We start from the raw sequence: 26,647 nt of genomic DNA, 5'->3' as shown, positions 1-26,647 counted from the left end.
CGGGCGGGCGGGGCGTGGGGTATCTCCTGCTCGGAGAGCTTGGGATGGGGTATCCCCTGCTCGGAGAGCTTGGGGAAGGGCCGCCTCCTGGCTGGGCGGGGTGATGGCCCTGTGCGCGGTGGCGGGCGCGGCCGGGGCGCCGCAGTCGCGGGCCGCGGACGAGGACGGCCGGCGCTGCATGAGCGCCGCGGAGTGCCTGGAGCGGATGACCCTGGCCGAGTTGGCCGGGCAGTTGACGCAGGTGCAGAACATCCACCTCAAGGACCCCGCCGACCTTGCCCGTTACGGCATCGGCGCCATGCTCAGCGGCGGCGAGCGCGGCGGCCCGGGCGGGTCCACGGGCGGGAGCGCCGCGCAGTGGGCCCGGATGGTCGAGGGCTACCAGCGCGCCGCGATGCGCAGCCGGCTGGGCGTTCCGCTGCTGTACGGGGTGGACGCGGTGCACGGGCTGGGCAACGTGCAGGGCGCGGTGCTCTTCCCGCACCACATCGGCATGGGCGCCACCCGCGACGCCGCGCTCGTCCGGCGGGCGGAGCGCGTCACCCGCGACGAGGTGCTGGGCGCCGGGATGCGCTGGGCGTTCAGCCCCTGCGTCTGCGTGCCGCGCGATCCGCGCTGGGGGCGTACGTACGAGGGGTACGGGGAGACGCCCGCCATCGTCGGCCCGCTGGGCGCGGCGGCGGTGCACGGGCTCCAGGGGCATCGGCTCGGTCCGCACTCGGTGCTCGCCACCGCCAAGCACTTCGTCGGCGACGGCGGCACCGCCTTCGGTACGGGCAACGCCGCCCGGGGCTATCTGCTCGACCAGGGCGACACCCGCGTCGGCGACGCCGAGCTGCGCGCGGTCCATCTGCCGCCCTTCGCGCGGGCGGTGGACGCCGGGGTCGGCTCCGTGATGGCGACGTACAGCAGTGTGCGCGGCGCCAAGGTGCACGGGGAGCGGCGGCTGGTCACCGGGGTGCTGAAGGAGGAGCTGGGCTTCGGGGGCTTCGTGGTCAGCGACTACGCGGCGATCCAGCAGCTGCCCGGTGACGGCTTCGCGGCGCAGGTGGAGAGCGCGGTGAACGCCGGCATCGACATGATCATGGTGCCGGACGACTACCGGGGGACGGTCGGCGCCATCGTCGCGGGCGTCGAGCAGGGGCGGATTCCGCGGGCGCGGGTCGAGGACGCGGCCCGGCGGATCCTGCTGGTGAAGGAGCGGATGGACCTCTTCCGGCATCCCTACGGTGATCGCCGGCTGACGGCGGAGGTCGGCTCCGCGCGGCATCGGGCGGTCGCGCGGGAGGCCGTTCGTGCCTCGCAGGTGCTGCTGAAGAACGACGGCGTGCTGCCGCTGCCGCGGCGGGGGCGCTACCGCATCGTCGTCGGGGGCAACGGCGCCGACGATCTGGGGCGCCAGCTCGGCGGGTGGTCCTACCGCTGGCAGGGGCAGCTCGGGCGGCACACCGAGGGCACGACCTTCCGGCAGGCGCTGGAGGCGGCGGTGCGGGGGACGGGTATCGAGGTGGCCGGTTCGGGGCGGGGTGATGTGGCGATCTGGGTGGGCGGTGAGGCGCCGTACGCCGAGGGGCACGGGGACGTGTCCGACCTGGCGCTCGGTGAGGAGAACGCGCGTGAGCTGCGTGAGGTCTGCTCGCGGGCGGAGAAGTGCGTGGCTCTGCTGTACTCCGGGCGGCCGCTGGAGATCGGGCAGGAGCTGGCGCGGGCCGACGCCTTCGTGGCCGCGTGGCTGCCGGGTACGGAGGGCGCGGGGCTGACGGACGCGCTCTTCGGCGCGGGCTACGGGGGGCGGCTGCCGGTGACGTGGCCGCTCGGCGGGGGCGGGGTGCTGCCGGTGGGGTACGGGCTGCGGCCCTACTGAGCGGTCGTAGGCTGCGGGGGTGCTGCGGGGGTTCGGTCGGTCGTGGTCGTACGAGAGGGGATCCCGCGTGATCATCGGGGTCGGGATCGATGTGGCGGAGATCGAGCGGTTCGGGGAGGCGTTGGTGCGTACTCCCGCGTTGGCCGGGCGGCTCTTCGTTCCTGCTGAGCGGGTGCTTCCTGATGGGTCGCCTCGGGGTGTGGCCTCGTTGGCTGCGCGGTTCGCTGCGAAGGAGGCTGCGGCGAAGGCGTTGGGGGCGGCGGGGGGGTTGCTGTGGCATGACGCTGAGGTGGGGGTGGATGCGGGTGGGCGGCCGTTGCTGATGGTGCGGGGGACTGTGGCTGCGCGGGCTGGGGTGTTGGGGGTTCGGCGGTGGCATGTGAGTCTTAGTCATGATGCGGGGGTTGCGTCCGCGGTGGTTATTGCGGAGGGGTGAGGGCGCGGGCTTCTTCGCGTTGGGGGGCGGGGCCTCTCCGCGACAACTCCGAAAAGCCATAGGGATGTACTTGCCATCGGTCGATTTGCTGCTCTGTCGGGGGCCTGCGTTGCGGAGGGTCTTTTCGGAGTCGTCGCTCCGGGCCCCTCCCTTGGGCGGGTGGGTTCCTGGTGCGATCCGGGTGCTTGTCGTTTGCCGGAACCCGGTGGGGGGTTCGGGCGTCCAAGCGGCATGAGTCGTTATTCCGTCAGCGTGATCCTGTCTGCGGTTGTGCTTCTTGTTTCCTGTGCGGCTGGTGGGTCGTCGTCCGGTGGGGATGCTTCCTCTCGTACGGATCCCCGTGGCTCTTCCCGGGGGGAGGGCGGTGCGGGTGGGGATGCGAAATCCGCTCTTCCGTTGGAGGGGACGCCGTGGCTGGTGGAGGAGGTCGTGGTGCGCGGGGGGTTCGTGCATCGGGTGCCCGAGGGGAAGGTCGTCACCTTCGAGATCAAGGATGGGCGCGCTGGGATGCGGGTCTGCAACCGCATGGGCAGTGCGGTGGAAGTGCGCGGTGCGCGGGTCGAGTTCAAGCAGTGGACGGCCACCATGATGCTGTGCAGCGGTGCGTTGGGGGAGCTGGAGGGTGCGCTGTACAAGGCGCTGACCGGTGGAGTTGTCGCTGAGGTTGGTCCTGAGCGTCTCACTCTCACTGGTGCTGACGGCGCCGTGGTGCGGCTGCGGTACGACCTGGGGCCGCCCCTGGTCGGTACGAAGTGGCATGCCGTCGAGCAGCCGCCGCGTGGGGGGTTGTGGATCCGCTTTACCGGGGGTGGGCGTGTTGAGGGGCGTACCGGCTGCAACGGTTTCGGTGGGCCGGCGCGGGTGCACGATACGGGGCCCATCGACTACGGCGACCTGCTGGTGACCCTCGTGGGCTGCGACGCGGACACCGGTGCGTACGAGAAGCGGCTGCTCGCCGTGCTGCACGGCAGGGGGCGGGTCGTCGATCGGCGGGCGGGGACGCTCGTCCTGCGGGGGGAGGACGGCACCACGATGGAGTTCACCGCGCGGCCGTGAGCGGGCGTGGTGGGAAAAGCCGTCGCCAGTAGGGCGTCGGTGGGGCGAGAATCGCGGTATGGGTCATCTGGAAGCCGCGCATCTCGAGTACTACCTTCCCGACGGGCGCCCTTTGCTGGGCGACGTCTCCTTCCGGGTGGGGGAGGGTGCCTCCTATGCGCTGGTCGGCGCTAATGGGGCGGGCAAGACGACCCTGCTGCGGTTGCTGGCGGGGGAGTTGCAGCCGCACGGGGGCACGGTGGGTGTCAGCGGGGGGCTGGGCGTGATGCCGCAGTTCGTCGGGTCGGTGCGGGATGAGCGCACCGTGCGTGACCTGCTGGTCTCTGTGTCCCAGCCGCGGTTGAGGACGGCCGCTGAGGCCGTGGACGCGGCTGAGCACGCGGTGATGACCGTGGATGACGAGGCCGCCCAGCTCGCCTACGCCCAGGCTTTGAGCGACTGGGCCGAGGTGCGGGGGTACGAGGCGGAGATCCTCTGGGACAAGTGCACGATGGCCGCGCTGGGCGTCCCGTACGAGCGGGCCCAGTTCCGCGAGGTGCGCACCCTGTCCGGCGGCGAGCAGAAGCGGCTGGTGCTGGAGGCGCTGCTGCGGGGCACTGACGAGGTGCTGCTGCTGGACGAGCCGGACAACTACCTCGACGTCCCCGGCAAGCGCTGGCTGGAGGAGCAGCTGCGGGCGACGGCCAAGACCGTCCTGTTCGTCTCCCACGACCGCGAGCTGCTGTCGCGCAGCGCCGAGAAGATCGTCAGTGTGGAGCCGGGGGCGGCCGGCTCGGACGTGTGGCTGCACGGTGGCGGCTTCGGTACGTACCACGCGGCCCGCAAGGAGCGCTTCGAGCGCTTCGAGGAGCTGCGGCGGCGCTGGGACGAGGAGCACGCCAAGCTCAAGCGGCTGGTCGCCATGTACAAGCAGAAGGCCGCCTTCAACTCCGACCTCGCCTCCCGGCTGCAGGCCGCCCGCACCCGGCTGCGGAAGTTCGAGGAGGCCGGACCGCCGCAGGCGCCCCCGCGCGAGCAGGACATCACGATGCGGCTGCGCGGCGGCCGTACCGGGATCAGGGCTGTGACCTGCGAGAATCTGGAGCTGAGCGGGCTGATGCAGCCCTTCTCGCTGGAGGTCTTCTACGGGGAGCGGGTCGCGGTGCTGGGCTCCAACGGCTCCGGCAAGTCCCACTTCCTGCGGCTGCTGGCCGGCGGTGACGTGGCGCACACGGGGACGTGGAAGCTCGGCGCGCGGGTCGTACCGGGGCACTTCGCGCAGACCCACGCCCATCCCGAGCTGGAGGGGCGCACGCTGCTGGACATCCTGTGGACCGAGCACGCCAGGGACCGGGGCGCGGCGATGTCCGCGCTGCGCCGCTACGAGCTGACCGGGCAGGCCGAGCAGCGCTTCGAGAAGCTGTCGGGCGGGCAGCAGGCGCGGCTGCAGATCCTGCTGCTGGAGCTGTCCGGCACCACCGCGCTGCTGCTGGACGAGCCCACCGACAACCTCGACCTGGAGTCCGCGGAGGCGCTGCAGGAGGGGCTGGAGGCGTACGAGGGGACGGTGCTCGCCGTGACCCACGACCGCTGGTTCGCGAAGACCTTCGACCGCTTCCTCGTCTTCGGCGCCGACGGGCGGGTGCGGGAGGTGTCCGAGGCGGTCTGGGACGAGAAGCGGGTCGCGCGGGCGAGGTGAGAGGGGCCGCGAAACCGGTGGGGCGCCTGGGCCGCGGGGTCGGTCCGGGCCGGTCGGTCCGCCGCGTTTTGACCCGTGGCTGACTGAGCCGGTATCCTGCCAGTTCGTTGTGTGTATTGGCTTGCTCATTCTCACGTGAGGGGCCCTTACACCGGACACCAGCGCTGAGCCGCACGGCCGCGAATACGGGTTGCGTCCCCGTCCGCCGCCAGTGGAGGCCTTCGCCGGTGGCCTTGTCAGGACCCACTCATTGAAGAAGTGAAGGCTACGACCGTGCGTACGTACAGCCCCAAGCCCGGCGACGTCCAGCGCCAGTGGCACGTCATCGACGCCGAGGACGTCGTCCTCGGCCGCCTGGCCACCCAGGCCGCCACGCTTCTGCGGGGTAAGCACAAGCCGGTGTACGCGCCTCACATTGACGCTGGTGACTTCGTCATCATCATCAATGCCGAGAAGGTGCACCTCTCCGGCAACAAGCGGACCCAGAAGCTCGCCTACCGCCACTCCGGTTACCCGGGTGGCCTGCGTTCCGTCCGCTATGAGGACCTGCTGACGGACAACCCCGAGAAGGCCATCGAGAAGGCCGTCAAGGGCATGCTCCCCAAGAACACCCTGGGCCGTCAGATGATCTCGAAGCTGAAGGTCTACCGCGGTGCCGAGCACCCCCACGCTGCCCAGCAGCCGGTGCCGTTCGAGATCACCCAGGTCGCGCAGTAAGTCCGGCCACCCCCCTAAGAAGAAAAGAATCTGAGGAGAATCGTGGCTGAGACCACCGCCGAGGAGATCATCGAGGTCGAGGAGTACACGACCGAGACTCCGGAGACCCAGGAATACACCAGCGAGTCCCTCGCGGGCCGCTTCGGTGAGGCGCTTCCGGGCGCCGGCACCGGCCGTCGCAAGGAGGCGATCGCCCGCGTGCGTATCGTCCCCGGCACCGGCAAGTGGAAGATCAACGGTCGCACCCTGGAGACCTACTTCCCGAACAAGGTCCACCAGCAGGAGGTCAACGAGCCCTTCAAGGTGCTCGAGCTGGACGACCGCTACGACGTCTTCGCCCGCATCAGCGGCGGCGGCATCTCCGGCCAGGCCGGCGCGCTGCGCCTCGGTGTGGCCCGTGCGCTCAACGAGGCCGACGTGGACAACAACCGCGGCGCCCTCAAGAAGGCCGGCTTCCTGACCCGTGACGACCGCGCGGTCGAGCGGAAGAAGGCCGGTCTGAAGAAGGCCCGTAAGGGCACGCAGTACAGCAAGCGTTGATCTGACGCCGCTGTACGAGTTCGTACGACGAACGCCCCGCCGGCACTCCTGGGTGCCGGCGGGGCGTTCGCGTATGGTCGAAAGGTATTCATCTCTTCGACGGCACCCGCATGCCCGCCGTCGAAGACCGATCATCGGAGGAACACCAGTGGCACGACTCTTCGGAACGGACGGCGTGCGCGGTGTCGCCAACGCGGACCTGACCGCCGAGCTCGCGCTCGGCCTCTCGGTCGCCGCGGCGCACGTCCTGGCCCGGATCGCGGAGGCGGCACCCTCAGGGTCCTCCGCCGGTGCCGGCGCGCGCCCCAAGGCCGTCGTCGGCCGCGACCCCCGCGCGTCCGGAGAGTTCCTGGAGGCCGCCGTGGTGGCGGGCCTGGCCAGCGCGGGTGTGGACGTGCTGCGGGTCGGCGTGCTGCCGACGCCCGCGGTCGCCCACCTCACCGCCGTGCTCGGCGCCGACCTGGGCGTGATGCTCTCCGCCAGCCACAACCCGATGCCCGACAACGGCATCAAGTTCATCGCCCGCGGCGGCCACAAGCTCTCCGACGAGCTGGAGGACGCCATCGAGGAGGTGTACGCCCGCCACGCGCACGGCGAGCCCTGGACGCGCCCCACCGGCGCCGGCGTCGGCCGTATCACGGACCACGCGGAGGGCTTCGACACCTACGTCGCCCACCTGCTGGGCGTGCTGCCCAACCGCCTCGACGGCCTCAAGGTCGTCATCGACGGCGCCCACGGTGCCGCCGCCCGCGTGTCCCCGACGGCCTTCGCCACCGCGGGTGCCGAGATCGTCACCATCGGCGACGACCCCACCGGCCTGAACATCAACGACGGCTACGGCTCTACCCACCTGGACAAGCTCAGGGCCGCCGTCCTGGAGCACGGCGCCGACCTGGGCGTCGCCCACGACGGCGACGCGGACCGCTGCCTGGCGGTGGACGCCGACGGCAACGAGGTCGACGGCGACCAGATCCTCGCCGTGCTGGCGCTGGCCATGCGCGAGGCCGGGACGCTGCGCGAGGACACGGTCGTCGCCACCGTGATGTCCAACCTGGGCTTCAAGCTCGCGCTGGAGCGCGAGGGCCTCACCCTGATCCAGGCCGCGGTCGGCGACCGCTACGTGCTGGAGGAGCTCAAGCGCGGCGGCTTCGCCCTGGGCGGCGAGCAGTCCGGGCACGTCATCGCCCTGGACCACGCCACCACCGGCGACGGCACCCTCACCGGCCTGCTCCTCGCCGCCCGCGTCGCCGCCACCGGCCGTACGCTGGCCGAGCTGGCGGGCGTGATGGAGCGACTCCCGCAGGTCCTGGTGAACGTCCCCGACGTGGACCGCTCCCGCGTCGCCACCTGTGCCGAGCTCCAGCACGCGGTCCGCGAGGCCGAGGCCGAGCTGGGCGCCACCGGCCGCGTACTGCTGCGCCCCTCGGGCACCGAGCCGCTGGTACGGGTCATGGTCGAGGCCGCCGACATCGACCAGGCCCGCGCGGTCGCGGGTCGGCTGGCGGACGTGGTGAAGTCGACGCTGGGCTGACACCGCCGCTGCTCGTACGGAAGCCCCCGCCGGTCGTGGTGACCGGCGGGGGCTTCCGTACGAGCAGCGGTGTCGGCTCAGCGTGCCCGGACCGCGTCCAGTTCCGCCACCGAGGCGAAGGTGCCCGACGGGCCGTGCTCGCTCAGCGCTCGCAGGGCGATGTGGCGGGCGCCTGTTGTCTCGAAGGGCACGATGAACTCCGTGCGGTCCTCCGGGAAGGTGCCGGAGGCGACCGTGCGCCACTGGGTGCCGTCGGTCGAGACGAGGATCTCGTAGTCCCTGATCCGGCCGTTGATCCCGCCGTCCTGGCGCGGCATGTAGCGCACGCCCGCGATGCGTTGGACGGTGCCCGTGTCGACGGTCAGCCGCTGCGGGAGCGTCGCCGTGTAGGCGCTGTGCCAGTGGGTGTACGGGTCGTTGTCGACGGCGTGGGAGGGCGGGCCCGTCTCCCGGCTGCTCGCCGTGGCCGTCCAGCCGGCCTGGCTGAGCATCCCCGGGTTCGCGCCGATCTGCGACTCCGGGCTCTCCGGGTCGGGGGTGCGCAGCGGCAGGGCGTCTCCCACCTGGTCGTAGCGGTCCAGGAACGGGCGTACGTCCGAGCCGGCCGGGGTCGCCCAGGTGCGGTCCGCCACCACGGCCAGCGGGCGGCGGGCGAAGTAGTCCACCCAGCCCAGGGCGAGGGACCGCGTGCGGTCCGACCAGCGCGAGACCCGGTAGCCGAGGATGTTCCCACCGGTGGCGAAGGGGTAGTCGCGGTAGGTCTTGCGAACGTCGAAGAAGCCGTACTTGCCGGGGGCGGCGCCGAAGCCCGGGGAGACGTACAGCGGGCCGTCCTGGCTGCCGATCACCGGATAGCCCTGGGCGGCACGGGCCTCGGGGGAGGACTTCCACTCGTTGACGACGATCCGCCGGTCCGGGTCGATGCTGGTCTCCTGCTGGTAGTCCCACCACTGCCAGATCTGCGTGGTCTTGCCCTTGGCGCGCACCGCCGCGTCCATCTCGTCGATGAACTCCACCAGCACGTCGCCGACGTGCGGGTAGCCCTTCTCCTGCTGGTACGCGACCAGTTCGGGGCAGGCGAGCTGCGCCGGGGTGAGCGGGACCTCGTCGGTGCCGAGGTGCAGGTAGGGGCTGTCGAAGATGTCGGCGACCTCGCCGATGAGGTCGCGGGCGAAGTCGCGCATGGCGGGCTTGGTGTAGTCCAGCGTCCAGTGCCCGGTGTCGGAGCCCTCCCAGTGGTTGTTCGGGTACGACAGGGAGGCGCAGGTGAACGCCAGGTCCGGGCGGGCGGCGCCGATCGCGGCGGCGTGGCCGGGCAGGTCGATCTCGGGGACGATCGTCACGCCGTAGCGGGCGGCGTAGCGCTCCAGTTCGCGCAGCTCGGCCTTGGTGTAGTGCTCGGGGGAGACGATCTCCGGGTGGAGGTCGGACTCGATGCGGTAGCCGTTCCAGTCGGTCAGGTGCAGGTGGAAGGTGTTGAGCTTGTACCAGGCGAGCTGGCGGATCTGCTGCTTGAGGTAGTCGACGGGGAAGAACTTCCGCCCCACGTCGAGCATCTGGCCGCGCGAGCCGTGCGTGGGCCAGTCGCGCACGGTGCCGCGGGCCAGCACGCCGGGGGCCTTCCCGGTCCGCAGCGCCTGCAGCAGGGTGCGCGTGCCGTACAGCACGCCCCGGCGGTCCGCGGCGGCGATACGGGCGGAGTCGGCCAGGGTCAGCTCGTACCCCTCGGGGCTGCCGCCCGGGGCCGGGGCGCCCAGGGTGAGGTGGATGTCGTGGGCGTGCGGCTCTCCGGCGGCGACGCGGGGGCGGACGCCCTCCTGGTCGGCCAGCTCGCCGGCGAGCAGGTCGGCGACGTCGGCGAGCGCGGGGTCGCCGAGGACGATGCGGGTGCCGCCGGTCAACTCCCAGGTGCCGGGGGCCGGTTCCCAGGCGCGTACGGCCGGGACGGTGACGGGCGCGGGGGCGGGTTCGGCGGCGCGGGCGGTGGGGCCGGTGAGGACCCCGGCGAGCAGGGTGGCGGCGGTGACGCCGAACCAGGATCTACGGACCACGGGCATGGGGGCCTCCCTTGTCGCGGGCGCACGGCAAGGGCCACACCTACCAGGGCGAGGAGGACGGGTCCACGGGCCGGGCGGGGGGGACGGGGGGAAGTTTTGCCGATCCGTTATCCGGGCCCGAACCGCCCGCGTCCTACAGCCGCTTGCCGCCCAGGTGCGCGTCGGCCGCCCTCCGTACGGAACGGGCGGCCGGACCGCGGGTGTTGTGGAAGGCCCAGTACGCCTTCTGCACCAGGAGGGTCAGCGTGGCGGCGATGACGATGCCCAGCAGGTTGAGCAGCAGCTGCTCGGTGGAGCCGCGCGCCTGGCCGACGTCGCCGTAGCTGAGCGCGATGGCCGCGTTGGCGGCGGCCGGGACGGTGGTCACGGAGATCGCCACCCCGACCAGCGCACCGGACTTCGACGAGGTCAGCGAGAGGGTGCCGGCCACGCCCGCGAGCAGGGCGACGATGAAGGAGAAGGCGTCGGGCTGCCAGATGAAACCGGTCTGGGGCCGCGCCTTCTCCAGCATGTCCTTGGTGAAGTAGCCCAGCGAGTCCATGGCCAGGCTGAAGCCGACGGTGAGGGCCATCGCCACCGCGAAGCCCACCAGCAGCGCCACCAGCGTACGGACGACCAGCTTGGGCCGGCGCTGCACCAGCGCCACGCACAGTCCGGCGATCGGCCCGAACTCCGGCCCCACGGCCATGGCGCCGACGATCAGGATCGCGCTGTCGATCATGACGCCGCAGGCGGCGAGCAGGGTGGCGACGGAGAGCAGGGCGAGATAGGTCAGGGAGAGTGTCGACTCCTCGTGGGTCGCCTCCACCAGCGACTCCCAGACCACGGCGTCGCGCCCCTCGCCGGGGGCGTCCACCTCCGCCTGGTCCGCGCGCCTGGAGAGCGTCAGGTCCACCTCGTCGACGTCCACGCCGCCCTCGTCGCACAATCCCTGCCGGCGCAGCGCGTGCAGCAGCTCGTCGGCCGCCTCGCGGGCCACGTCACAGGTGACGATGTCGCCCGCCGGGTCGAGGGAGGCACCCGGGTGGACCGCGAGGTGGGTGGTGCCGACGGTCTTGTGGATCAGGCCGGTCACCTCCTCGGTGCGCCCGGCGGGGACGTAGATCCTCAGATGCAGCATGGGGGGAGGGTAGCGGGCGCGGCGGTACGGGCCGCACGGGGCTCAGAGGCTGCGCACGGTTCAGAGCTTGCGCAGGGAGAGCCGCTGCACCTTGTGGTCGGGGCCCTTGCGCAGCACGAGCGCCGCGCGCCCGCGCGTGGGGGCGACGTTCTGCAGCAGGTTGGGCTCGTTGATCGTGCGCCACATGCGGCGGGCGTACTCCAGGGCCTCCTCCTCGGAGACCTGGGTGTACGTGCGGAAGTAGGAGAAGGGGTTCTGGAAGGCCGTCTCGCGCAGCTTGCGGAAGCGGTCGAGGTACCAGCGCTCGATGTCCTCGGCGCGGGCGTCGACGTAGACGCTGAAGTCGAAGTAGTCGGCGAGGCCGACGCGGGTACGGCCGTCCTTGCCGGGGAGGGCGGGCTGCAGGACGTTGAGCCCCTCGACGATGAGGATGTCGGGGCGGCGCACGACCAGCTCCTCGCCGGGGACGATGTCGTAGACCAGGTGGGAGTAGACCGGGGCGCGCACCTCCTCCTTGCCGGCCTTGACGTCCGCGACGAAGCGGGTGAGGGCGCGGCGGTCGTAGGACTCGGGGAAGCCCTTGCGGGACATCAGCCCGCGCCGGTCCAGCTCGGCGTTGGGCAGCAGGAAGCCGTCGGTGGTGATCAGCTCCACGCGGGGGTGCTCGGGCCAGCGGGCCAGGAGCGCCTGGAGCAGGCGGGCGGTGGTGGACTTGCCCACCGCGACGCTGCCGGCGACGCCGATGACGAAGGGCGTCCCCGTCTGGGGGGCGCCGCTGCCGTCGGGGGTGTCGCCGAGGAAGGTGTTGACGGCGCGGCGCAGGCCGTGGGTGGCGCCGACGTAGAGGTTGAGGAGGCGGGAGAGCGGCAGGTAGACCTCGCGGACCTCGTCCAGGTCGATGACGTCCCCCAGCCCGCGCAGCCGCTCCACCTCCTCGGCGCTGAGCGGCAGCGGCGTCTTCTCGCGCAGCGCGCTCCACTCCGCGCGGGTGAGGTCGACATAGGGCGAGGCGTCGGCACCCTTGCGCCGGGCGGAGGGCGGGGGGGTGAGCATGCCGGGGGACGGGGTCACGGCTCCATTCTGCGGGGAGGGGTGCGGGGGGTCGCGCGGGGGTGGGTGCGGCCCCTTGGCGACCCGGTTGCTCCGGCCGTCTCCGCAGGGCAGCATCATGTCATGGACACTCCTCCCGAGAAGCTGCTGTACGAGACCGTTGAGCTGCGGCGATGGCACACCGACGACCTGGACGTACTGGACCGGATGGTCGAGGAGTCCCTCGACCGGCTGCTCCCCTGGATGCCCTGGGCCGCCACCGCCTCCCGCGAGCAGACGGCCGGATTCCTGGCCCGCTGCCAGGAGGAGTGGCGCACCGGGGAGGGGTTCAACTACGCGATCGTGGTGGACGGCGCGGTGGCCGGCAGCTGCGGCCTGCACCGGCAGATCGGGGCGGGCGGCCTGGAGATCGGCTACTGGCTGCACCCGGGGGCGACCGGCCGGGGCGCGGTCTCGCGGGCCGTACGGGCCCTGGTCGCGGCCGCGTTCGAACTCCCCGGGGTGGACCGGGTGGAGATCCACCACGACGCCGCCAACCTGGCCAGCGAGGCCGTGCCGCGCCGGCTCGGCTTCACGGAGGTCAGCCGCGGGCCGGTCGAGCGGGGGGCGGACGTGACGCCGGGGGAGTCGGGGGTCGATGTGGTGTGGCGGCTGGTGAAGGGCGCCGCGGCGTGAGGCCGTAGCCGCGGTGTGAGGCCGTAGCTACAGCCCGCTCGCCGACACCTCCCGCCAGACCGGGCCGAGCGCCGTGACCAGGTCCATCGCCGTGATGGGGGCGCCGGGGACGTACGCCTCCCCGGAGGGGCGCCGGGCGGCGGCCGCCTCGTCCCGCTCCGTGTCCCGCGCCTCTCCCGTCCAGCCGACCCGGCCTGTCGGCCCGCCCCCCTGCGCCGCCCGCCGTCCCGCCAGCCCGTGCAGGTACGCGCCCGTCATCGCCGCCTCCGTGGGGGGCAGGCCCGCGGCGAGGAGGGCCCCCGTCAGGCCGGAGAGGACGTCGCCGCTGCCCGCCGTGGCCAGCCAGGGGGTGCCCGTCGGGTTGACCCGCGCGGGCGTGCCCGAGACCAGGGTGGTGTTCCCCTTCAGCAGCGCGGTGACCCCGTAGGCCGCCGCCAGTTTCCGCAGCGCGGACAGGCGGCGGGCCTCCACCTGCGCGCGGTCCACGCCCAGCAGGCGGGCCGCCTCGCCCGCGTGCGGCGTGATCAGGGTGGGGGCCGTGCGCGCCGCGATCTGGTGGGGGGTGAGGTAGCGCAGTCCGTCCGCGTCCACCAGGACCGGAACGTCCGAGGCCAGCACCTGCGCCACCGTCTCGGCCGCCTCCGCGCCCTCGCCCAGTCCGGGGCCCACGACCCACGCCTGCACGCGGCCCGCGTCCCCGGGGGCGCCCGCGTGCACCAGCGCCTCCGGCCAGCGGGCGATCACCGCCTCCCGCGCCGGGCCCACGTAGCGCACCGCCCCCGCGCCCCCGCACAGGGCGCCGCCCACCGCCAGCACGGCCGCTCCCGGATAGCGCTCCGAGCCCGCCGCGACGCCGACCACGCCCCGGCCGTACTTGTCGCTCGCCGCCGTGGGGAGGGGCAGCAGCCGGGCCACGTCCGCGTGTTGGGGCGCCGCCAGGTCCGCGCCGGGGAGGTACGGGCCCAGGCCGATGTCGATCAGCCGCACCGCGCCCGCGTAGGCGTGGCCCGGGTCGATGAGCAGGCCGTTCTTGTACGTCCCGAAGGTCACCGTCGCCGCGGCCCGTACCGCCTCGCCCGCCACCTCGCCGGTGTCGGCGTCCACGCCGCTGGGTACGTCCACCGCCACGACGGGCGCGCGCACCGCCCGTACCAGCTCCGCCGCGTGCGGGCGCAGGCCGCCCCGGCCGCCGATGCCCGTGATCCCGTCCACCACCAGGTCCGCGTCCGCCAGCTGCGCCGCCGTCGCCGGGACGATCCAGCCGCCCGCCAGCCGCAGCGCCGCCAGGGCGCCGGGGTGCGCGCGGTCCGGGTCCAGCAGCAGCGCCTTCACCGTCGCCCCGCGCCGTACCAGGCGCGCGCCCGCCAGCAGCGCGTCGCCGCCGTTGGCGCCGCTGCCCACCAGCAGCGCGATCCGGCGGCCGTAGAGCCCGCCCAGCAGCTGGGCGCACGAGGCCGCCAGACCGGCAGCCGCCCGGGCCATCAGCGTCCCGTCCGGGAGGGTGGCCATGAGCGCGGCCTCGGCGGCCCGTACGGTCTCGACGCGGTGAGCGAACCTCATGCGGTCCAGTGTGCTCCCGGATCAGGCGGCGGGCCCGTCCGGTTCGGTCACCGCCACCGACTCGAAGCGCCAGCGGTGGACCGGGCGGGCCAGCAACTCCGCCGGCGGATCGGGCAGCTCCGGTGCCGGCGCCTCGTAGGGGCCCGGCCACCAGGTGAGCGTCAGCACCCGCTCACCGGGGGCCGTGAGGACCTCCCGCCGCAGCGGCGTGCGCGCCAGGTCCTGGGCCCGCGCCCAGGCCAGCAGCTCCGCGCCCCGGCCGGAGGCGGCCTTCGCCTCCCACATCAGCGTGACCGTCATTCGTACAGGTTGCCCTTGCGCAGCTCCTGCTCGTGCACGTGGTCGTGGTCGTCCGACCCGTGCCCGTGCTCGTGCCCGTGCTGGTACGCCGGGTCCGGTACGTGCGTCTCCTCCACCGGGAGCGAGGAGTCCGCCGACAGGTCCCACGCCGAGGGCGTACGCCCCCGGGCGACCATCTCCGCGCCCAGCGCCGCCACCATGGCCCCGTTGTCCGTACACAGCCCGGGGCGCGGCACCCGCAGCACGATGCCCGCGTCCTCGCAGCGGCGCTGGGCCATCGCCCGCAGCCGGGAGTTGGCCGCGACCCCGCCGCCGATCATCAGATGGCCGACCCCGTTGTCCTTGCAGGCCCGCACCGCCTTGCGGGTCAGCACGTCCGCGACCGCCTCCTGGAAGCTCGCCGCCACGTCCGCCACCGGCACCGGCTCCCCGGCCGCCCGGCGCGCCTCGACCCAGCGGGCCACCGAGGTCTTCAGCCCCGAGAAGGAGAAGTCGTACGCCGCGTCGCGCGGCCCCGTCAGCCCGCGCGGGAAGCGGATCGCCTTCGGGTCGCCCTCCAGCGCCGCCCGGTCGATGAACGGCCCGCCCGGGAAGCCCAGCCCCAGCACCCGGGCGATCTTGTCGAACGCCTCGCCCGCCGCGTCGTCGATCGTCGCGCCCAGCGGCCGTACGTCCGAGGTGATGTCCGGGGCCAGCAGCAGCGAGGAGTGCCCGCCGGAGACCAGCAGCGCCATCGTCGGCTCGGGCAGCGGCCCGTGCTCCAGCTGGTCGACGCAGATGTGCGAGGCCAGGTGGTTGACGCCGTAGAGCGGCTTGCCCAGCGCGTAGGCGTACGCCTTGGCCGCCGAGACGCCCACCAGCAGCGCGCCCGACAGACCGGGACCGGCGGTGACCGCGATGCCGTCGAGGTCGCGCGGCGCGACGCCCGCCTCCTTCAGCGCCCGCTCGATGGTCGGGACCATCGCCTCCAGGTGCGCCCGGCTGGCCACCTCCGGCACCACGCCGCCGAAACGGGCGTGCTCGTCGACCGAGGAGGCCACCGCGTCGGCCAGCAGGGTACGGCCGCGCACGATGCCCACGCCGGTCTCGTCGCAGGAGGTCTCGATGCCCAGGACCAGCGGTTCCTCCCTGCGGAGGGTGGGATGGGAGGCGCTGCGGGAGTCAGCCATACGTCTCTTCCTTGCCGTTCATCTCGCGCCGCATGACCAGCGCGTCCACGTTCGCCGGCTGGTAGTAGCCGCGGCGCACGCCGATCTCCTTGAAGCCGAAGCGCTCGTACATCCGCTGCGCGCGCGGGTTGTCGGCGCGTACGTCCAGCAGGACCTCCGTGCAGCCGCGCGCGGCGGCGGCGTCCAGCAGGTCGTGCAGGAGGCGCGGGCCCAGGCCGCCGCCCCAGGTGGAGCGGGCGGCGGCGATGGTCAGCACGTCGCCCTGGTCGGCGGGGGCGCCCAGTCCCGCGTAGCCCAGGAGGCGGCCCGAGCGGTCCTGGGCGACCACGTAGTAGCGGCTGGCGCGCGCCCCGCGCGTGTGCGCCAGCTCCGACCAAAACATCCCCTCCGACCAGGAGTCCTCGGGGAAGAGGTCGTGCTCCAGCTCCAGCACGGCGGGGATGTCCCACCAGCGCATGGGGCGCAGCCGCACCTCGCCGGCCAACGGGCTTTCCGGGGGCGTCACTTGGGGGTGACCGCCTTGTACCCGGCCGGCACCTGCGCATCGGGCCGCCGCAGGTACATCGGGCGCGGCGCCGGCAGCTCCTCGCCGCGCGCCAGGCGCTCCACGGCGAGGGAGGCCAGCGCGGCGGCGCTCTGGTGGGCCGGGGGGCGGGCGTCGGGGAAGACCTCCGGGTACAGCTCCGCGCCGGCGCCGACGGCGGGCAGCCCCGCGACCTCGGCGGCGATCCCGGCGGGGCGGTCGACGGCGGGCTCGCCCAGGCGCGTACGGGAGTCCGCGTAGCGCGCCCAGTAGACCTCCTTGCGGCGCGCGTCGGTCGCCACGACGAACGGCCCCGTCAGCCCGGAGGCGTAGGCCAGCCCGTCGAGCGTGCACAGGCCGTGGACGCGGGCGCCCAGGGCGGCGCCGAGGGTCTCGGCGGTGACCAGCCCGACGCGCAGTCCGGTGTACGGACCGGGGCCGACGCCCACCACGATGTCCGTCACCTCGGCCGGCGAGCGCCCGGCCTCGGCCAGCACCCGGTCCACGGCGGGCAGCAGCAGCTCGCCGTGCCGGCGGGCGTCCACCTGGTGGCTGTCGGACACGACGCGGGAGCCGTCGTGGAGGGCGGCGGTGACGGCGGGGGTGGCGGTGTCCAGGGCGAGCAGTAGCACACGATGAGCCTAACGGGTCCGCCCCGCCCGCCCCGCGCGCCCGGACTGGAGTACGGTCCGGGGGTAGCCCCCGGCAGGGGGGATCCGGTCGAAGGCCCAGCGGAGGTCAGGCACGTGGCACGCCGTAGCAACCCCGGAACGTTCGTGGCGGTGCTGACCGCCGCCGCGCTCGCGGTCGTCGGCTTCCTCGCCTTCCAGGCGGGGGCCAACGAGCCCGAGCCGGGCGAGGTGGCGCGCTCGTCCGCCCCGGCCGGGGAGTCCTCCGCCGCCCCGGGCCGCAAGGGCGCCCCCACCGCGCTGCCCGCGAACTCCGGCTCCGGCAAGCGCGTGGTCTACGCGCTGGGCGCCGAGCGGGTGTGGCTGGTCGGCCAGGACGGCTCGGTGCGGCGCACGTACGAGGTGACGCCCAGCAGCGTCAGCCCGGTGCCGGGGAAGTACCGCGTCAGCACCCGGTCGAACGAGATCACCGGCTCGGACGGGGTGCGCATCGAGCACGTGGTGCGCTTCACCAGCGTCGGCGAGGTCGTCATCGGCTTCAGCTCGGCGGTGGACGGCTCGACCGCGCCGCCCGCCGACGGCAAGCGCAAGACGGGCGGCATCCGCTCGGCGCGGGCGAACGGCGACGCGATGTGGTCCTTCGCGGGCGTCGGGACGCCGGTGGTCGTCGTCCGCTGACGGCCGCTGACGGCCACACAGCTCCGGCCGGTTCACCCGAACGGGTTACGCGGCCTCGCGCCGCCCGGCCTCCGTCCGGGGCGGAGGCTCGCCCGCCGCGGACTCCGCCGGGTCATCCCGCGGCGGGGTGCAGACCGCCTGCGCCGCGGCTCCCGCGGCGAGGAGCTCCTGCATCGACGGCCGCTGCTCTGGGTGCTTCCCGGTCTGCGGCATACGGCCATGGCACCACGGCCGCCCGGCCGCGTGCAACGCCTTGCCGACACGCTGTCGGCATCACCGGGCATCTTCGTCGGAACGTACGAGGGGTGCGCGCGGGCCCGTACGAAAGCCCCGCACGGAAGGCTCAGCGCGCGACCGCCGCCAGCGCGCTGTGCGCCCACCGCCCGCCGACGCCCACGAGCGTCACCTCGCGCACCCCGCCCTCGTCGGACTCGCCGGCCCCGTCGGTCGAGCCACCCACCGCCCGCGCGATCAGCACGTGCAGCCGGTCCTCCGCCAGTTCCTCGACCTTGCCCTCGCCCCACTCCACGACGACGACGGAGTCCGGCAGCGAGACGTCGAGGTCCAGGTCCTCCATCTCGTCCAGCCCGCCGCCCAGCCGGTACGCGTCCACGTGCACCAGCGGCGGCCCCCCGGCGAGGGGGGGATGGACGCGGGCGATGACGAAGGTCGGCGAGGTGACGGCGCCGCGTACGCCCAGGCCCTCGCCGAGCCCGCGGGTCAGTGTCGTCTTGCCGGCGCCCAACTCCCCGGTGAGGAGGACGAGATCGCCCGCCCGCAGCAGCCCGGCGAGCCGCCGTCCCAGCTCGCGCATCTCCTCGGGCGACCGGACGGTGAGCTGTGTGTACACATCCTGCATGCCAGCCACCCTAGAGGCTCCCACGCGGCGCCCAGCACGCACTCTCGCCGCACGGTGGATCAGGACAGGTGGCTCCGCCACATGACCTGATCCACCGCACACCGAGAGCACGCACCGGACACCGCGTGCACGGGCGACGGGGAACTTCAGACAGGCGCGAGGGCCCTCAGAGCCGTTGTCGGCCCTTCGTCGCCTGGCCGGTTGGTGTCGCCGCCCGTTCCAGCAGTGCTGACAGGGCCTCCTGTACCGCCTCCGGGCGCTCCAGCAGGACCAGGTGGCCGGCCTCCGGTACGACGACGTGCTCCGCGTCGGGCAGCTGTGCGGCGATCACCTCGCTGTGCGAGGCCGGGGTGACGAGGTCCTTCTCGCCCACCAGCACCAGCGCCGGGATGCCGGCGAAGGCGGCCAGCTCAGCGGTCTTGTCGTGGGCGAGGAGGGCCGGGTAGAAGTCCGCCACCACGTCGATCGGGGTGGACTCGATCAGGCGTTCCGCGAAGCGGGCGAGGGCCGGGTCCACGTCGAGGGAGTCGAAGGAGTAGCGCTTGATGAGGCCGGCGAAGAGGTCGGCGGTGGCCCGCCGGCCGCGCTCCACCAGATCCGTCGTGACCTGGGAGCTGCCCAGCGCCTTCAGCACCCCGGGGACGAGGCGCCGCACCGCCCGCATGCCGGCGAGGGGCAGCCCGAAGTCGACCTGCTCAAGCCCGCCGGCGGAGGTGCCGACGAAGGCGACGCCGGCCACCCGCTCGGTCACGTAGTCCGGGTACTCGGCGGCCAGCGCCATCACCGTCATGCCGCCCATCGAGTGCCCCACCAGCACCACGGGCCCCTCGGGGACGGCGGCGTCCAGCACGGCCCTCAGATCGCGGCCGAGCTGCTCGATCGTGACCGGCGCGCCCGCCGGCCCGCGCCCGGAGCGGCCGTGGCTGCGCTGGTCCCAGTAGACGGTGCGCAGGCGGCCGCGCAGGGCGAGGCGCTGGAAGTGCCAGGCGTCCTGGTTGAGGCAGTAGCCGTGGCAGAAGACCACCGTCAGGGGCGGCGGCCCCTTGCGGGAGAAGACGCGGCGGTGCAGCGGCGCCGGCGCCGGCTCGGCGTGGTCGGCGACCTCCTCGACCTCGTAGTGCAGCTCCGTCCCGTCCTCGGCGCGGACGGTGGCGGGGGCGGCGTGCAGGGCGCCGTACGGGCTGGCGGCGTCCAGGGCCATGCGGGCCTTGCGCCGTATCCCGCGGCCGACCGTCAGCCGCTCCAGCGCGATCCCGGCCGCGGCCCCGGCGGCGACCACTCCTATCGCCGCGCCCGCGATCCCGGCGCGCCCCGCCCAACTCCCGTCGCCCGCCGCCCCGCTGTCAGCCATGACCGGCTCCTCCGTCAGTGCCGCTGCCGGCGTCCCCGTCGTTCTCGCCGCTCTTGCCGAGGTAGACGCGGGGCACCCGCGCGCCGATCCGGGTGACGATCTCGTACGCGATGGTGCCCGCCGCCCGCGCCCAGTCCTCGGCGGTGGGCTCGCCCCCGTCGCCGGGGCCGAAGAGGACCGCGTCGTCGCCGGGGGCGGCGGAGTCGGCGCCCAGGTCGACGACGAACTGGTCCATCGCCACCCGCCCGGCGACCTGCCGCCACTTGCCCCCGACCAGCACCGGGCCGGCGCCCGAGGCGTGGCGCGGGACGCCGTCGGCGTATCCGGCGGGGACGAGCGCGAGGGTGGTCTCGCCGGTGGTGGTGTAGCGGTGGCCGTAGCTGACGCCGTGGCCGGCGGGGACGCGCTTGACGGAGGCCAGGGCGGCCCGCAGCGTCATGGCGGGCCGCAGTCCGTGCTCGGCGGGGGTGCCCAGCTCGGGGCTGGGGGAGATGCCGTAGACGGCGACGCCGGTGCGGACCAGGTCGTAGTGGCTGTCCGGCAGGGTGAGCGTGGCGGGGGAGTTCGCCAGATGGCGCACCTCCGGGCGCAGTCCGCAGCCCTCGGCGACGGCCAGTGCCTCGCGGAAGGCGCTCTGCTGGGCGGTGACGGAGGGGTGGCCGGGCTCGTCGGCGCAGGCGAAGTGCGACCACAGGCCGGTGACGCGCACCGTGCCCCGCGCCTCGGCGGCCCGCGCGGCGGCGGTCAACCCGGCCCAGTCGGCGGGCGCGCAGCCGTTGCGGCCCAGGCCCGTGTCGGCCTTGAGGTGGATGCGGGCGGTGCGGCCCGAGGCGCGCGCGGCGGCGGCCACCTCCCGCAGCGCCCACAGCGCGCTCACCGAGACGTCGATACCGGCCTCGACGGCCTCGCGCCAGGGGCCGCCGGGCGTCCACAGCCAGCACAGCACCGGCCCCGTGTCGCCGGCCGCGCGCAGGGCCAGGGCCTCCTGCGGGGTGGCGGTGCCCAGCCAGGCGGCGCCGGCCTCGCGGGCGGCGCGGGCGCAGGGGACGGCGCCGTGCCCGTATCCGTCGGCCTTCACCACGGCCATCAGCTGCGCGGTGGGCGCGGCGGCGCGCAGGGCGCGCACGTTCGCCCGTACGGCCTCCAGATCGATCTCGGCCCTGATCCGCGTCGGTGTCTCAGTCATCGCCGCCCAGTGTCGCATCCCGCACGGGGGTGCCGATGAGCATCGAGGGCGCTCCGGCGACGCGGGTGAGGAAGACGGTGGCGGAGTTCGGACCGGCGGGTTTGACCTTGCGGCGCAGCTCCTCGGGCTCGATGGCGGAGCCGCGCTTCTTCACCGTGAGGGTGCCGACGCCGCGTTCGCGCAGGAGGGCCCTGAGCCGCTTGAGGCTGAAGGGGAGGACGTCGCTGATCTTGTACGGGGTCGCGTACGGGGTGCGTACCAGGGTGTCGGAGGTGAGGTAGGCGATGGTCTCGTCGATGAGCCCGCCGTCGATCTGCCGGGCGGCCTCCGCGACCAGGTGGGAGCGGATGACGGCGCCGTCGGGCTCGTGGAGGAAGCGGCCGACCGGGCGCACGGGCGGGTCGGGGAGCTTGGCGGCGAGGGAGGTGTGCAGGGTGGCGCCGTCCGGCAGCAGCGTGGCGCGCACGCCCGGGGTGGGCGTGCCGAACCAGAGCACCGCCTCCTTCACGTCGCCGCCGTCCGAGATCCACTCGGCCTCGGCGCCCGCGGGGACCAGCTCGTGCGGGATGCCGGGGGCGACCTTGAGCGCGGCGTGCGAGACGCGCCCGGCGACCTCCATCGCCCAGGACAGGGGCGGGGAGTACGCCTCGGGGTCGAAGATCCGCCCGCGGGCGCCGCGCCGGGCGGGGTCGCAGAAGACGGCGTCGTAGTCGGAGACGTCCACGTCGGTGACGTCGGCGCAGCGCACCTCGACCAGGTCGGCCAGGCCCAGCTCCTCGGCGTTGGCGCGGGCGACGGCGGCCGTCAGCGGGTCGAGGTCGACGGCCAGTACGCGGATGCCGGCGCGGGCCAGGGCGAGGGCGTCGCCGCCGTTGCCGCAGCACAGGTCGGCCAGCGCGCTGACCCCCAGCTCCTTGAAGCGCGCCGCGCGGTGCTCGGCCACGACGGTACGGGTGGCCTGCTCCACGCCGCCGGGGGTGAAGTACATCCGCCCCGCGTCCGCGCCGAACTTCGCCGCCGCCCGCTGGCGCAGCCGGGCCTGGGTCAGCGCGGCGGAGACCAGCTCGACCGGGTGGTCGCGGCGCAGCCGGGTGGCCAGGGCGAGCGCCTGGCCGGGGTCGTGGTCGCGGAGTTCGGCGAGCAGGGCGCGGCCCTCGGGGGAGCGCAGGGCGGCGAGGTCTTCGGGGGAGCGCACGGGCCCATTCTCCGGCACCACCCGCCGGCTGTCGGCCGGCCGGTGGACGCCTCCGGGGCGCCGCCCCGGAAGAAACAGCCCAAGCTGCCAATATCCCGCTTATGCAACTAGTAAGACAAGTAAGGCGAAATGAAGAAAAAGGGAGGCGGCGCACCTCCTTGGGGACCTCTCGAACTCCTCGAACCCCTCGAACCCTCCGGACCCGGCGGACCGGCACCGCCCTCGCCGTCCTCCTGCTCACCGCACTGGCCGCCACCTCCTGCGGCCGATCCGGTGAATCCCCCGAACACGACCTCGCGGACGCCCGCAACCCCCGCACCCCGGCGGACGTCCTGCTCGACAGCCGCACCGCCGCCGCCCCCGCCTCCGTGCGGGCGTACCGCTCCACCGAGGCGCGCGCGCTGGCCTACGACGCCTGGCGCCAGTCGCGCGCCCACGCCCGCCGCACTGCCGCCGCCCGCACCTGGGGCCTGGCCAGGGCACCGCTGCTGGCACCGCTGCCCCCGGCGGCCAAACCGCGCCTGACCACCCCGCGCGGCTTCGAGACCACCGGTGGCGGCGCCGGACTGCCTCCCGTGATCACCCGCGTCCCGACGGACGAGAAGGTCATCTTCCTGACCATCGACGACGGCAAGGACAAGGACCCCGAGCTGATCCGCATGATGCGCGAACTCGGCGTCCCCTACAGCGCCTTCCTCTCCGACTTCCTGGCCAGTGAGGACTACCCCTACTTCCACGAGATGCAGGACGCCGGGGTGGCGCTCAACAACCACACCCTCACCCACCCCAACCTGCGCCTCATGCCCTACGAGGCCCAGCGCCGCGAGATCTGCGGCCAGCAGGAGCGGCTGCGCCGGGAGTTCGGCACCGCCCCGCGCCTCTTCCGCCCGCCGTTCGGCAACTACAACGGCGACTCGCTGCGCGCCGCCGCCTCCTGCGGGGTGGAGGTCGTGCCGCTGTGGGAGCAGGAGGTCTTCCCCGACCGCTGGGCCTACCGCCGCGCCTCGCGGTCCTTCCAGCCCGGCGACATCGTGCTCACGCACTTCCGCGGCCGGGCGGACTGGAAGGGCACGATGCCCGACGTCGTACGGCAGGTGCTGCGCAAGGCCGACGCGGAGGGCTTCGCGGTGGCCCGGCTGGAGGACTACGTGTGAGCGCCCCGCCACCGTGCCCGACGTCCCGTCAGAGCACCTTTCCGCCGTCCGGGTTGCGGCCCCGACCCCCGACGCATTAGCACTCCGCTTGACCGAGTGCCAGCAGTCGTCCTAGGCTCGCCCCTGGCACTCTCCACTGGAGAGTGCCAACCGCGACAGGGCAGGTCCGGCACCCGCGACGACGGGCCTACCAGGTCGCCACCCCAGACATATGACCCCGCAGATCTCCGAAGGGGGAGGTCGGATCGTGACGACCGCCAGCTCCAAGGTTGCCATCAAGCCGCTCGAGGACCGCATTGTGGTCCAGCCGCTCGACGCCGAGCAGACCACGGCTTCGGGCCTGGTCATTCCGGACACGGCCAAGGAGAAGCCCCAGGAGGGCGTCGTCCTGGCCGTGGGCCCGGGCCGCTTCGAGGACGGCAACCGCCTGCCGCTCGACGTCTCCGTCGGCGACCTCGTTCTCTACAGCAAGTACGGCGGCACCGAGGTGAAGTACAACGGCGAGGACTACCTCGTCCTCTCGGCCCGCGACGTGCTCGCGATCATCGAGAAGTAAGACCGAGTAAGACCGGCAGCGCAAGCAGCCGACAGCAGCCAGCTGCAGTCAGAGCCCCGGCCCCACCCAACACCTCCGCGCTAAGCGACAGGGCGGGGACCGGGGCTCCGGCTCTTGACGGGCACTTGAGAGGACACACCCAATCCCATGGCCAAGACCCTGAAGTTCGACGAGGACGCCCGGCGCGCCCTCGAGCGCGGCGTCAACAAGCTTGCCGACGCGGTCAAGGTGACGATCGGCCCCAAGGGCCGCAACGTCGTCATCGACAAGAAGTTCGGCGCCCCCACCATCACCAACGACGGTGTCACCATCGCCCGCGAGGTCGAGGTCGAGGACCCGTTCGAGAACCTCGGCGCGCAGCTGGTGAAGGAGGTCGCCACCAAGACCAACGACGTCGCCGGTGACGGCACCACCACCGCCACCGTCCTGGCCCAGGCCTTCGTCCGCGAGGGCCTGCGCAACGTCGCCGCCGGCGCCTCCCCGGCCTCCCTGAAGAAGGGCATCGACGCCGCCGTCGCCGCCGTCTCCGAGGAGCTGCTGAAGACGGCCCGCCCGATCGAGGACCAGTCCGACATCGCCGCCGTCGCCTCGCTCTCCGCCCAGGACGAGCAGGTCGGCGCGCTGATCGGCGAGGCCATGGACAAGGTCGGCAAGGACGGTGTCATCACCGTCGAGGAGTCCAACACCTTCGGTGTGGAGCTGGACTTCACCGAGGGCATGGCCTTCGACAAGGGCTACCTCTCGCCGTACATGGTCACCGACCAGGAGCGGATGGAGGCCGTCCTGGAGGACCCGTACATCCTCATCACCCAGGGCAAGATCTCCTCCATCCAGGACCTCCTGCCGCTGCTGGAGAAGATCATGCAGTCCGGGGCCTCCCGCCCGCTGCTGATCATCGCCGAGGACGTCGACGGCGAGGCGCTCTCCACCCTGGTGGTCAACAAGATCCGCGGCACCTTCAACTCGGTCGCCGTCAAGGCCCCGGGCTTCGGTGACCGCCGCAAGGCCATGCTCGGCGACATCGCCGCGCTGACCGGCGGCCAGGTCGTCTCCGAGGAGGTCGGCCTCAAGCTCGACCAGGTCGGCCTGGACGTGCTGGGCTCTGCCCGCCGCGTGGTCGTCACCAAGGACGAGACCACCATCGTCGACGGTGCCGGCGCCGGCGAGGAGGTCGAGGGCCGCGTCAACCAGATCAAGGCCGAGATCGAGTCCACCGACTCGGACTGGGACCGCGAGAAGCTGCAGGAGCGCCTGGCCAAGCTGGCCGGCGGCGTCTGCGTCATCAAGGTCGGCGCCGCCACCGAGGTGGAGCTCAAGGAGCGCAAGCACCGCCTGGAGGACGCCATCTCCGCCACCCGCGCGGCCGTCGAGGAGGGCATCGTCTCCGGCGGTGGCTCCGCGCTCGTGCACGCCGCGAAGGTGCTCGCCGACAACCTGGGCCTGACGGGCGACGAGGCCACCGGCGTCTCGATCATCGCCCGCGGCTCGGTCGAGCCGCTGCGCTGGATCGCGGAGAACGCCGGCCAGGAGGGCTACGTCATCACCTCCAAGGTCGCCGACCTCCCGGCCGGCCAGGGCTACAACGCCGCCACCGGCGAGTACGGCGACCTGGTCAAGCAGGGCGTCATCGACCCGGTGAAGGTCACCCGCTCCGCCCTGGAGAACGCCGCCTCCATCGCCTCCCTGCTCCTCACGACGGAAGCCGCCGTCGTGGAGAAGCCGGAGGAGGAGAAGGCCGAGGCCGCCGGCGGCCACGGCCACGCGCACTGACGAGCTGACCGGCAGGGAAGCCCAGGCCCCGGACATCTGAGCGCCTGAGCCCCCGCCCCGAGGCCCGCACCGCCCCGAAGCCCGGTCCGCCCTCCAAGGGCGGACCGGGCTTCGGGGCGTCCATACTGATGCCCATGCCAACCGCCCTGATCACAGGATCCACCGCCGGCATCGGCGCAGCCTTCGCCCGCCAACTGGCCGCGAGAGGCCACAACCTGGTGCTGGTGGCCAGAGACGCCGAACGCCTGCGCCGCCAGGCGGACGACCTCCACGACCGCCACCGCATCGAGGTCGAGGTACTCCCCGCGGACCTCACCGAAGACGAGGGCATCGAGAAGACCGCAGCCCGCCTACGCGACCAGACCCACCCCGTCGACCTCCTCGTCAACAACGCGGGTTTCGGCCTCAAGGGCCGCTACCTGGAGGTCTCCATGGCCGACGAACTGCGCATGCTCAAACTGCACTGCGAAACGGTCCTGCGCCTGACCTCCGCCGCCACCGAGGCGATGCGCACCCGAGGCAGGGGCTCCGTAGTGAACGTGGCCTCGGTAGCAGCCTTCGTCCCCCGGGGCACCTACGGCGCCAGCAAGGCATACGTAGTGCAGTTCACCCAGGGCGCGGCCCGCGACCTGACAGGCACAGGCGTACACCTGATGGCCCTGTGCCCCGGCTTCGTCCGCACGGAGTTCCACGAACGAGCCGGCATGGGCACAACCAACATCCCCCACTGGATGTGGCTGGACGCGGACAACCTGGTCAAAGAAGCCCTGAACGACCTGAAAAAAGGCAAAACCCTCTCGGTCCCCGACCCCCGCTACAAGGCCCTCCTGACCGCGACCAGACTGATCCCCCGCTCCCTACTAGGCAGAGTCTCCTCAGGAGCAGGCCGCAAATACGGCCCCAAATAACCCAAAAAGAAAGGGAGTTGTCCGCACCGAGCGCACCAGGAACCCACCCGCCCGTGTGAGGGGCCCGGAGCGACGACTCCGAAAA

General features: G+C 73.2%; 26 protein-coding genes. 13 read left to right on the top strand and 13 right to left on the bottom strand.

What is annotated here, in order from left to right:
- Positions 1-103 precede the first annotated feature (103 nt).
- From ACFQLX_RS12195 to glmM, 7 genes are all read left to right on the top strand, one after another.
- Positions 104-1,864: a glycoside hydrolase family 3 protein gene (locus ACFQLX_RS12195; RefSeq protein WP_386414405.1), complete on the top strand. Its 1,761-nt coding sequence runs from the start codon at positions 104-106 to the stop codon at positions 1,862-1,864.
- Positions 1,865-1,931: 67 nt separating this feature from the next.
- The gene (locus ACFQLX_RS12190; protein WP_386414404.1) at positions 1,932-2,300 is read left to right on the top strand and encodes a holo-ACP synthase; all 369 of its coding nucleotides are present in this window, start codon (positions 1,932-1,934) and stop codon (positions 2,298-2,300) included.
- Positions 2,301-2,696: 396 nt separating this feature from the next.
- Positions 2,697-3,356 (top strand): META domain-containing protein, encoded by a 660-nt coding sequence (locus ACFQLX_RS12185; protein WP_386414403.1) that lies wholly within the window; start codon positions 2,697-2,699, stop codon positions 3,354-3,356.
- 58 nt (positions 3,357-3,414) lie between these two features.
- Positions 3,415-5,034 carry an ABC-F family ATP-binding cassette domain-containing protein gene (locus ACFQLX_RS12180; protein WP_386414402.1) on the top strand — a complete coding sequence of 540 codons (1,620 nt, stop codon included), beginning with the start codon at positions 3,415-3,417 and terminating at the stop codon, positions 5,032-5,034.
- A gap of 273 nt (positions 5,035-5,307) precedes the next feature.
- Entirely contained in the window at positions 5,308-5,751 is a 444-nt protein-coding gene (gene rplM, locus ACFQLX_RS12175) for a 50S ribosomal protein L13 (RefSeq protein WP_386414401.1), read from the top strand.
- A gap of 42 nt (positions 5,752-5,793) precedes the next feature.
- Positions 5,794-6,291, top strand: a complete 498-nt coding sequence (gene rpsI / locus ACFQLX_RS12170; RefSeq protein WP_386414400.1) for a 30S ribosomal protein S9 — start codon at positions 5,794-5,796, stop codon at positions 6,289-6,291.
- Between the two features lie 148 nt (positions 6,292-6,439).
- Complete coding sequence (glmM, locus tag ACFQLX_RS12165; protein ID WP_386414398.1) at positions 6,440-7,822, top strand: phosphoglucosamine mutase; 1,383 nt, start codon at positions 6,440-6,442, stop codon at positions 7,820-7,822.
- A gap of 77 nt (positions 7,823-7,899) precedes the next feature.
- Here glmM and ACFQLX_RS12160 read toward each other — a convergent pair whose 3' ends face one another.
- From ACFQLX_RS12160 to coaA, 3 genes are all read right to left on the bottom strand, one after another.
- On the bottom strand, positions 7,900-9,879 hold the full coding sequence (locus tag ACFQLX_RS12160; RefSeq protein ID WP_386414397.1) for a family 20 glycosylhydrolase: 1,980 nt from the start codon (positions 9,877-9,879) through the stop codon (positions 7,900-7,902).
- A 133-nt stretch (positions 9,880-10,012) separates the two neighbouring features.
- On the bottom strand, positions 10,013-10,999 hold the full coding sequence (locus tag ACFQLX_RS12155; protein ID WP_386414396.1) for a DUF389 domain-containing protein: 987 nt from the start codon (positions 10,997-10,999) through the stop codon (positions 10,013-10,015).
- A 60-nt stretch (positions 11,000-11,059) separates the two neighbouring features.
- Positions 11,060-12,052, bottom strand: coding sequence for a type I pantothenate kinase (gene coaA / locus ACFQLX_RS12150; protein WP_386414496.1), 993 nt, complete (start codon positions 12,050-12,052; stop codon positions 11,060-11,062).
- A 120-nt stretch (positions 12,053-12,172) separates the two neighbouring features.
- Here coaA and ACFQLX_RS12145 point away from each other — a divergent pair, with 120 nt between their 5' ends.
- Positions 12,173-12,724: a GNAT family N-acetyltransferase gene (locus ACFQLX_RS12145; RefSeq protein WP_386414395.1), complete on the top strand. Its 552-nt coding sequence runs from the start codon at positions 12,173-12,175 to the stop codon at positions 12,722-12,724.
- A gap of 27 nt (positions 12,725-12,751) precedes the next feature.
- Here ACFQLX_RS12145 and ACFQLX_RS12140 read toward each other — a convergent pair whose 3' ends face one another.
- The 5 genes from ACFQLX_RS12140 to tsaB are packed head-to-tail and all read right to left on the bottom strand — an operon-like array spanning position 12,752 to position 16,908.
- The gene (locus ACFQLX_RS12140; protein WP_386414394.1) at positions 12,752-14,284 is read right to left on the bottom strand and encodes an NAD(P)H-hydrate dehydratase; all 1,533 of its coding nucleotides are present in this window, start codon (positions 14,282-14,284) and stop codon (positions 12,752-12,754) included.
- A gap of 21 nt (positions 14,285-14,305) precedes the next feature.
- Complete coding sequence (locus tag ACFQLX_RS12135; RefSeq protein WP_386414393.1) at positions 14,306-14,584, bottom strand: hypothetical protein; 279 nt, start codon at positions 14,582-14,584, stop codon at positions 14,306-14,308.
- A complete protein-coding gene (gene tsaD / locus ACFQLX_RS12130; protein WP_386414392.1) occupies positions 14,581-15,753 on the bottom strand; it encodes a tRNA (adenosine(37)-N6)-threonylcarbamoyltransferase complex transferase subunit TsaD in 1,173 nt (390 codons plus the stop codon). The genes ACFQLX_RS12135 and tsaD overlap by 4 nt, the downstream gene beginning before the upstream one ends.
- Positions 15,746-16,258, bottom strand: coding sequence for a ribosomal protein S18-alanine N-acetyltransferase (gene rimI, locus ACFQLX_RS12125; protein ID WP_386414391.1), 513 nt, complete (start codon positions 16,256-16,258; stop codon positions 15,746-15,748). The genes tsaD and rimI overlap by 8 nt, the downstream gene beginning before the upstream one ends.
- Positions 16,255-16,908 (bottom strand): tRNA (adenosine(37)-N6)-threonylcarbamoyltransferase complex dimerization subunit type 1 TsaB, encoded by a 654-nt coding sequence (tsaB, locus tag ACFQLX_RS12120; protein ID WP_386414390.1) that lies wholly within the window; start codon positions 16,906-16,908, stop codon positions 16,255-16,257. Before tsaB ends, rimI begins: the two co-directional genes overlap by 4 nt.
- Positions 16,909-17,022: 114 nt before the next feature.
- Between tsaB and ACFQLX_RS12115 the strand changes: the two genes are divergently transcribed.
- Positions 17,023-17,583: a hypothetical protein gene (locus ACFQLX_RS12115; protein ID WP_386414389.1), complete on the top strand. Its 561-nt coding sequence runs from the start codon at positions 17,023-17,025 to the stop codon at positions 17,581-17,583.
- A 45-nt stretch (positions 17,584-17,628) separates the two neighbouring features.
- Here the strand turns inward: ACFQLX_RS12115 and ACFQLX_RS12110 are convergent, their stop codons facing one another.
- From ACFQLX_RS12110 to ACFQLX_RS12090, 5 genes are all read right to left on the bottom strand, one after another.
- On the bottom strand, positions 17,629-17,796 hold the full coding sequence (locus ACFQLX_RS12110; RefSeq protein ID WP_386414387.1) for a hypothetical protein: 168 nt from the start codon (positions 17,794-17,796) through the stop codon (positions 17,629-17,631).
- A 130-nt stretch (positions 17,797-17,926) separates the two neighbouring features.
- Entirely contained in the window at positions 17,927-18,442 is a 516-nt protein-coding gene (gene tsaE, locus ACFQLX_RS12105; protein WP_386414386.1) for a tRNA (adenosine(37)-N6)-threonylcarbamoyltransferase complex ATPase subunit type 1 TsaE, read from the bottom strand.
- A gap of 166 nt (positions 18,443-18,608) precedes the next feature.
- The gene (locus tag ACFQLX_RS12100) at positions 18,609-19,793 is read right to left on the bottom strand and encodes an alpha/beta fold hydrolase (protein WP_386414384.1); all 1,185 of its coding nucleotides are present in this window, start codon (positions 19,791-19,793) and stop codon (positions 18,609-18,611) included.
- Positions 19,786-20,979, bottom strand: coding sequence for an alanine racemase (gene alr / locus ACFQLX_RS12095; protein WP_386414383.1), 1,194 nt, complete (start codon positions 20,977-20,979; stop codon positions 19,786-19,788). Before alr ends, ACFQLX_RS12100 begins: the two co-directional genes overlap by 8 nt.
- Positions 20,972-22,174 (bottom strand): THUMP-like domain-containing protein, encoded by a 1,203-nt coding sequence (locus ACFQLX_RS12090; RefSeq protein WP_386414381.1) that lies wholly within the window; start codon positions 22,172-22,174, stop codon positions 20,972-20,974. Before ACFQLX_RS12090 ends, alr begins: the two co-directional genes overlap by 8 nt.
- A gap of 158 nt (positions 22,175-22,332) precedes the next feature.
- Here ACFQLX_RS12090 and ACFQLX_RS12085 point away from each other — a divergent pair, with 158 nt between their 5' ends.
- The 4 genes from ACFQLX_RS12085 to ACFQLX_RS12070 all read left to right on the top strand — a co-directional run bounded on the left by ACFQLX_RS12085 (position 22,333) and on the right by ACFQLX_RS12070 (position 26,562).
- The gene (locus ACFQLX_RS12085) at positions 22,333-23,328 is read left to right on the top strand and encodes a polysaccharide deacetylase family protein (protein ID WP_386414380.1); all 996 of its coding nucleotides are present in this window, start codon (positions 22,333-22,335) and stop codon (positions 23,326-23,328) included.
- A gap of 247 nt (positions 23,329-23,575) precedes the next feature.
- Positions 23,576-23,884, top strand: a complete 309-nt coding sequence (groES, locus tag ACFQLX_RS12080) for a co-chaperone GroES (protein ID WP_386414379.1) — start codon at positions 23,576-23,578, stop codon at positions 23,882-23,884.
- A gap of 147 nt (positions 23,885-24,031) precedes the next feature.
- The gene (gene groL, locus ACFQLX_RS12075) at positions 24,032-25,654 is read left to right on the top strand and encodes a chaperonin GroEL (protein WP_386414378.1); all 1,623 of its coding nucleotides are present in this window, start codon (positions 24,032-24,034) and stop codon (positions 25,652-25,654) included.
- 134 nt (positions 25,655-25,788) lie between these two features.
- Positions 25,789-26,562 carry an SDR family NAD(P)-dependent oxidoreductase gene (locus ACFQLX_RS12070; protein WP_386414377.1) on the top strand — a complete coding sequence of 258 codons (774 nt, stop codon included), beginning with the start codon at positions 25,789-25,791 and terminating at the stop codon, positions 26,560-26,562.
- The last annotated feature ends 85 nt before the right edge of the window (positions 26,563-26,647 follow it).

Source organism: Streptomyces polyrhachis (genome assembly GCF_042663125.1).
Lineage (GTDB): Bacteria > Actinomycetota > Actinomycetes > Streptomycetales > Streptomycetaceae > Streptomyces > Streptomyces polyrhachii.
Note: the sequence above shows the minus strand (reverse complement) of the source record. Positions and strands in the feature narration are given on the sequence as shown.

What these genes read in the sequence shown, in the direction of transcription:
- ACFQLX_RS12195 (WP_386414405.1), top strand. Translation starts at nt 104, where the DNA reads ATGGCCCTGTGCGCGGTGGCGGGCGCGGCCGGGGCGCCGCAGTCGCGG.
- ACFQLX_RS12180 (WP_386414402.1), top strand. Translation starts at nt 3,415, where the DNA reads ATGGGTCATCTGGAAGCCGCGCATCTCGAGTACTACCTTCCCGACGGG.
- ACFQLX_RS12160 (WP_386414397.1), bottom strand. Translation starts at nt 9,879, where the DNA reads ATGCCCGTGGTCCGTAGATCCTGGTTCGGCGTCACCGCCGCCACCCTG.
- ACFQLX_RS12155 (WP_386414396.1), bottom strand. Translation starts at nt 10,999, where the DNA reads ATGCTGCATCTGAGGATCTACGTCCCCGCCGGGCGCACCGAGGAGGTG.
- coaA (WP_386414496.1), bottom strand. Translation starts at nt 12,052, where the DNA reads ATGCTCACCCCCCCGCCCTCCGCCCGGCGCAAGGGTGCCGACGCCTCG.
- ACFQLX_RS12145 (WP_386414395.1), top strand. Translation starts at nt 12,173, where the DNA reads ATGGACACTCCTCCCGAGAAGCTGCTGTACGAGACCGTTGAGCTGCGG.
- ACFQLX_RS12140 (WP_386414394.1), bottom strand. Translation starts at nt 14,284, where the DNA reads ATGAGGTTCGCTCACCGCGTCGAGACCGTACGGGCCGCCGAGGCCGCG.
- ACFQLX_RS12135 (WP_386414393.1), bottom strand. Translation starts at nt 14,584, where the DNA reads ATGACGGTCACGCTGATGTGGGAGGCGAAGGCCGCCTCCGGCCGGGGC.
- tsaD (WP_386414392.1), bottom strand. Translation starts at nt 15,753, where the DNA reads ATGGCTGACTCCCGCAGCGCCTCCCATCCCACCCTCCGCAGGGAGGAA.
- ACFQLX_RS12110 (WP_386414387.1), bottom strand. Translation starts at nt 17,796, where the DNA reads ATGCCGCAGACCGGGAAGCACCCAGAGCAGCGGCCGTCGATGCAGGAG.
- tsaE (WP_386414386.1), bottom strand. Translation starts at nt 18,442, where the DNA reads ATGCAGGATGTGTACACACAGCTCACCGTCCGGTCGCCCGAGGAGATG.
- ACFQLX_RS12100 (WP_386414384.1), bottom strand. Translation starts at nt 19,793, where the DNA reads ATGGCTGACAGCGGGGCGGCGGGCGACGGGAGTTGGGCGGGGCGCGCC.
- alr (WP_386414383.1), bottom strand. Translation starts at nt 20,979, where the DNA reads ATGACTGAGACACCGACGCGGATCAGGGCCGAGATCGATCTGGAGGCC.
- groL (WP_386414378.1), top strand. Translation starts at nt 24,032, where the DNA reads ATGGCCAAGACCCTGAAGTTCGACGAGGACGCCCGGCGCGCCCTCGAG.
- ACFQLX_RS12070 (WP_386414377.1), top strand. Translation starts at nt 25,789, where the DNA reads ATGCCAACCGCCCTGATCACAGGATCCACCGCCGGCATCGGCGCAGCC.